The sequence below is a fragment of the Paraburkholderia phenazinium genome, from assembly GCF_900100735.1.
In the GTDB taxonomy this organism is placed as follows: Bacteria; Pseudomonadota; Gammaproteobacteria; order Burkholderiales; family Burkholderiaceae; genus Paraburkholderia; species Paraburkholderia phenazinia.
This window is the reverse complement of record NZ_FNCJ01000046.1, coordinates 1-6,183: the sequence shown is the minus strand read 5'-3', so window position 1 is coordinate 6,183 and position 6,183 is coordinate 1. Positions and strand designations below refer to the sequence as shown.

General features: G+C 68.8%; 2 protein-coding genes. Both read left to right on the top strand.

Annotated elements, in window-relative coordinates; all coding sequences use genetic code 11:
- On the top strand, positions 1-4,351 hold a 4,351-nt coding region (locus tag BLQ92_RS39075), incomplete at its 5' end, for a non-ribosomal peptide synthetase (protein WP_143016757.1).
- Positions 4,352-4,366: 15 nt separating this feature from the next.
- On the top strand, positions 4,367-6,183 hold a 1,817-nt coding region (locus BLQ92_RS39070; protein ID WP_244896723.1), incomplete at its 3' end, for a condensation domain-containing protein.

The window sequence follows — 6,183 nt, the reverse complement described above, 5'->3', positions numbered from 1 at the left end:
GCAAGCACAGCAAGCACAGCAAGCACAGCAAGCACAGCAAGCAGTCATAGTCCGACACGAACAGTTATCCTCACTAACGGAGCTAGCCGCCGCATGCGAACGCATCCAGTCCAGTCTCGACATCGAAACCGGCCCACTGTGGCGCGTAGGCCACTTCGAGACGCCGGAGGAAACGCGCCTGCTGATCGCGATCCACCATCTATCAGTGGACGGCGTGTCATGGCGCGTGCTGCTGGAGGAGCTGCAAACAGCCTACGACCAGGCCGAGCGCAGCGAGCCCATCTCGCTTCCCGCACCGTCCATGTCGTGGCGTGCATGGGTACGCGCGCTCTATCAGTATGCGAAGTCCGACGCCGTCCAGTCGGAAGCCCGTTGGTGGCAACAGGCGCTGGGCGTCCTCGACGCCGCCCCGGAACTTCCGCTACGCCCGGCCGCGGGCACGCGCGTCGTCGATAGCGGAACGATCGACTGGACACTCGATGCAGGCCGCACGCGCAACCTGCTGCAGAACGTGTCGCGCGCCTACCGCACGCGCGTCGACGAGTTGCTGCTCGCCGCTCTCGCGCAGGCACTCGGTGCATGGAGCGGCGCGACTGAAGTCGCGGTCGAACTCGAAGGCCATGGCCGCGAGGACGTGATCGACGGCGCGGACCTGAGCCGCACCGTCGGCTGGTTCACGACGCGCTTCCCGGTCGTGCTGCCCGCCTCGCCGGCGGTGCCGGGCGAAGCGCTCGTCGCCGTGAAGGAGCGGGTGCGCGCCGTACCGAACAAGGGCTTGCATTGGGGCCTGCTCAACGCGAACGGCACCCGGCAGCGCCCAGCGGTCAGCTTCAATTATCTCGGGCGCTTCGATCAGTCGTTCGACTCGGCGTCGCGTTTCGCCTTCAGCTCCGACGATGCGGGCAGCAGCCAGGGAGCCGGCGCTCGTCTCGACTACGCGCTCGATCTGAACGGCATTGTCACGGGCGACACGCTGCGCTTGCACTGGCGTTTCGACCCGGCGCGGATCGATCGCGGGACTGTCGAGCGCATCGTCGCCGCGTTCGACAAGCACGTCGACGCGCTGATCGCGCATTGCGTTGCCTCGCCGCCGGGCGCGACGGCCTCGGACTTCCCGTTGTCGGGCCTCGATCAGGCGCAGTTGGGGGCGCTGGGCTTGCAACTGGGCGGCGTCGCCGACATCTACCCGGCCACGCCGTTGCAGCAGGGCTTGCTGTATCACAGCGAATTGCAGCAGGGCGAGGGCGTCTATGTGAATCAGATACAACTGACGCTAGACGGCCGTCTCGATGCCGCCGCGCTGCGCGCCGCCTGGCAGGCCGCTATCGCGCGGCACGACATGTTGCGCACGCGCTTCGAGTGGCGGCATGGCGAAGCGGCGCTACAAATTGTCGAGCGCGAAGCCGTGCTGCCGTTCGCGGTGCACGACTGGCGCGATGCGCAGGACTACGATGCGCGCCTTGCCGCCTGGCGCTCGGCCGATCTCGCGGCAGGGATCGATCCGTCTCGGGCCCCGCTGATGCGCGTCAACGTGTTCCGCCGTACGGATGGCCGCTTCGATCTCGTCCGCACGCATCATCATGTGCTGACGGACGGCTGGAGCGGTGCGCGGTTGCTCGCCGAGGTGTTCGATGACTACGGGCGCGCGCTCGGCGTCCCGGCCCGTAACGACTGGCGCGCAGCCGCGGGTATGCCGCCGCCGTACCGGCGTTACGTCGAATGGCTTGCAACGCAGCCCGATCCGCGCGACTGGTGGCGCGAGCGGCTCGCAGCCGCCGCCGATGCCGGCACGCTGACCGCGAGTCTCGCTGCGCCGCGTGACGCGGCCGCGAGCGTGCCCCGCAAGATTGCAGTCAAGCTCGACGCGCCGCTCGATGCGCTGGTGCGCCGTGCCGCGCAACGGCATCGCGTGACGCTCAACACGCTGATGCAGGGCGCCTGGGCCGTGCTGCTCGCGCGGCTGAGCGGCAAGCCGTCGGTGGCGTTCGGCGTCACGGTGTCGGGGCGGCCGGCTTCGTTGCCCGAATCGGAGGAGATGTTCGGACTCTTTATCAATAGCCTGCCTGTGTTCGCAGCCGTACCCGGCGACGTCACAGTCTCGGCCTGGCTCGATGAACTGCAGGCGTACAACCTGCAAATGCGCGAAGTCGAGCACACGCCGCTGTCGTCGTTGCAGCAGTGGGCGGGGCGCAGCGGCGATGCGTTGTTCGACAGTCTGATCGTGTTCGAGAACTATCCGGTTGCCGCTCGCGCGGCGTCCGCGGAAATCGACGCGCTGCGCGTCGGCCACGTCGATTCGTTCGAGCGCACGCACTATCCGCTGACGCTGACGATCCTGCCGGCCACGCGAATCGAGTTGCAATGGAGTTGGGACAACCGGCGTCTCGAGCGCATCCAGGTCGAGCAGTTGCAGCGGCAATACCTCACCGTGCTCGAGCAACTGGCCGACGACGGCGAGCGTGCGCCGCGCTTTGTCGGCGAACTCGCGGCGCGGCGCGGCGCACCGCACGCCGAGCCGTTGCCCGAGCCGGGCTTGCAAGCCTGTCACGAACGCTTCGCTGCCGTTGCCGCGCGCGCACCGCAGCGGATCGCGGTCCGGCAAAACGGTGAGGCCTTCGACTACGCGACGCTCGCCCGCTGGGCCGCCGCAATCGACTCACGCTTGCGTGCAAGCGGCGTGGTTTGCGAAGAGCGCGTGGCCGTCTGCATGCGCCGCTCGCCGGCACTGATCGCGAGCATGCTCGGCGTGTGGCGCAGCGGCGCGGCGTATGTGCCGCTCGACCCGTCGTTCCCGGCCGAACGCCTGCGCGACATGCTGGACGATGCGGGCATCACGCGGGTTGTCGCCGACGCGGAAGGCCGCGCGCGACTCGGTAACTCGCTCGACAGCCGCATCGTGATCGAAGCGGGCCAGTCCGCCGATGCGGCAGCGAGCGTACCGCCGCCGGCGTTGCCGTGCAGCGGCGCACAACTCGCGTATGTGATTTACACGTCCGGGTCGACCGGACGGCCGAAAGGCGTCGCGGTTTCGCACGGGGCGCTGGCGCGGCTGCTGGCGAGCGTCGGCATCACGCCGGGTCTGCAACAGGACGACGTGCTGCTGTCCGTCACGACGCCGTCGTTCGACATCTCGTTGCTCGAGTTCTGTCTGCCGCTGATTCAAGGTGCCTGCATTGAAATGGCCGACGCGGCGACGGTGGCGGACGGCGCCGCGCTGGCGCGCCTGATCGACGACAGCGGCGCGAGCTTCATGCAGGCAACGCCGAGCGGCTGGCGTCTGCTGATCGAATCGGGCTGGCGTGGTCCGGCGCGCGGACGGCTCGCCGGTATCGCGGGCGGCGAGGCGCTGCCCGCCGATCTGGCGAGTCAGCTTGCGCAGTGCGGTGTCGATTTGTGGAACCTGTACGGCCCGACCGAGACGACGATCTGGTCGAGTTGTGCCCGCGTCTCCGAGGGCGCACCCGTCACCGTGGGCCGCGCCTTGCATGCGAACGCGCTGCGCATTGTCGACGCGAGCGGCCAGTTGACGCCGCAAGGCGGTGTCGGCGAGTTGTGCATCGGCGGCGACAACCTCGCGCGCGGTTATCTCGGCCGGGCGGGGCTCACCGCTGAGCGTTTTGTGCCGGATCCGTACGGGACGCCAGGCGCGCGGATGTATCGCACCGGCGACCTGTGCCGCGAGCGGCCCGACGGCGAATATGAATGCCTGGGCCGGATCGACCAGCAGGTGAAGCTGCGTGGCTACCGGATCGAACTCGGCGAGATCGAGGCGGCGCTGCGCGGCTGCGACGGTGTGCTCGACGCAGCGGTCGCGCTCGTCCCGGGCGCAGGCGAAGCCCAGGCACGGCTGGTGGGGTATGTCGTCGGCGTGTCGCGCGCGCTGCCGGCCGGCTGGCGGCAGACGCTTGCAGCGCGCCTGCCCGGTTACATGATCCCAGCTGCGCTTTACGAAGTGGGGGCGTTGCCGCGCACCGCGAACGGCAAGCTGGACCGCAATGCGCTCGCGCGTTTCGATACGGCGCCGGAGAGCGACGCACCGTGGGTCGAGCCGGCGGGCGAGGCCGAAGCGAAGATCGCGCGGTTCTTTGGCGACGTGCTCGGCGTCGCGCGGATCGGCGCGAACGACGACTTCTTTGCCATCGGCGGCCATTCGCTCGCGGCGGTGCGCCTGGCCGCGCGGCTGTCGGCGTGGCTTGGCCGCAAGGTCGCGCTTGCCGCGCTGTTCGAGAATCCGACGCCGGCGCTGCTGGCCGCGCTGCTCACGGGCGATTCGGCAGGCGACGCGTCGTTGCACGGTGCCGGAAAAGATGAACTGCAGACGCTTGATGGCCTGTTCGATGCGCTCGATTGAGGCGCGCGCTTACCTATGCAAACTGAAAACATGCTGACCACGACCCGCAACGAACTGGCCACCGCGCCGGCTGCAGCCGTAGCCGATGCCGGCGCGGCGAGCCAGGCGCTCACGATCGCACGCAAGTACGCGGCACTTTCGCCGGAGCGCCGGCGGCGCTTTCGCGAAAAGGCCGTCGAGCAGGGCGTCGATCCTGCGCGCCTGCCGATTGTGCCGCTGTTGCGCGACACCGATGAAGCCGGCGGCTCTGCTTCTACCGCCAGGTACTACCCGCTCGCGCCCGCCCAGGAGCGGCTGTGGTTTCTGTGGAAACTCGATCCGCTGAGCCCCGCGTACAACCTGTCGCGCGCGGTTCGTTTGACGGGCCGCCTCGACGTGCGCGCGCTACGCCGGGCGTTCGACGCGCTCGTCGCCCGGCATGGCGCATTGCGCACACGCTTCGTCGAGACGCGTGGCGTCGCGGCGCAATGCATCGCGGACGACGCGGGTTACCTGTGGCGTGAACATGCACTCGACGATCCCGCGCAACTGCGCGACACGCTGCGTGCGGCGGCGCGCGAGCCGTTCGATCTGGTTCAAGGGCCGTTGTTGCGTGTCGACCTGATAGCGGTGGGCGCGGATCGCCATGCGCTGTCGATCGTCGTGCATCACATCGTGTCTGACGGCTGGTCGCAGTCGCTGCTCGTCCGGGAACTGACGGCGCTGTATCGCGCGGCGCTAGCAGACGAGGGCGCGGCGTTGTCCAGCGCGCTGCCGCCCGTCGAGATCCATTTCGGTGACGTTGCCGCATGGCAGAACGAATGGCGCGATGGCGCACTCGCTGACGATCTCGCGTACTGGACGGAACGCCTGGGTGTCGAGCGTCCCGCGCTGGAATTGCCGCTGGACCGGCCACGCGCCGCAGTGCGCGGCATCGAAGGCGGACGCAGCCGGTGCGATGTCGATCCGCAACTGGCCGACCGCTTGCGCGAACTCGCGCGTGCACAGCGCACGACGTTGTTCACGGTGCTGCTCGGCGCCTATGCCGCGTTGTTGTACCGCTACGGCGGGCAGTCCGGCGTGCGCATCGGCGTGCCTTCCGCGGGGCGGCAGCGCAGCGAGACGGAAGGGCTGATCGGCTTTTTCGTCAACACGCTGGTGATCGACGTGGACGTCGACGGCGCCATGCCGTGCGGCACGCTGCTCGCCGGACTGCATGCACGTGTGCTCGAAGCGCATGCGCATCAGGCGGTGCCATTCAGCCGCATCCTCGACGCGTTGCGCATCGAGCGCGATCTCGGCCGCTCGCCGCTGTTCCAGGTGATGTTCAACCTCGAGCAGGCGACCAGCGAAGCGTCCGTCGCGATGCCAGGCCTCGTCGTGGAGCCGGAGGCGGGCGGCACCGATACCGCGCGTTTCGATCTGGTGTTGAACGTCGTGGACGACGGGTGCGGCTTGCGCTTGATGTTCAACTATGCGGCTGATGTTTTCGATGCAAGGACTGTCGAGCGGATTGCCTCGCAGTACGAAGCGATTCTGGCGCAGATGGCGGAGGGCGTGGAGCGGCGGGTTGGTGCGCTGCTGCTGCCGGCGGAACATCGCGAAGCGTCGCTGCAGCGGTATCCGTTCGAATCGCTCGGCGCGGCGCTGGCGGCGCAGGCAAGGCGCACGCCGGATGCGCTGGCACTGCGCTGCGAGGATGCGTCGCTGACGTATGCGCAACTGGAAGCGTGGTCGGCTGCGCTGGCTGCGCGGCTGGTGGCGCGCGGCGTGGGCGCGGAGCGGCGCGTGGGGCTGTGCGTGACGCGTGGTCCGGCGCTGGTCGCGGCGCTGCTGGGGATCATCCGCTCGGG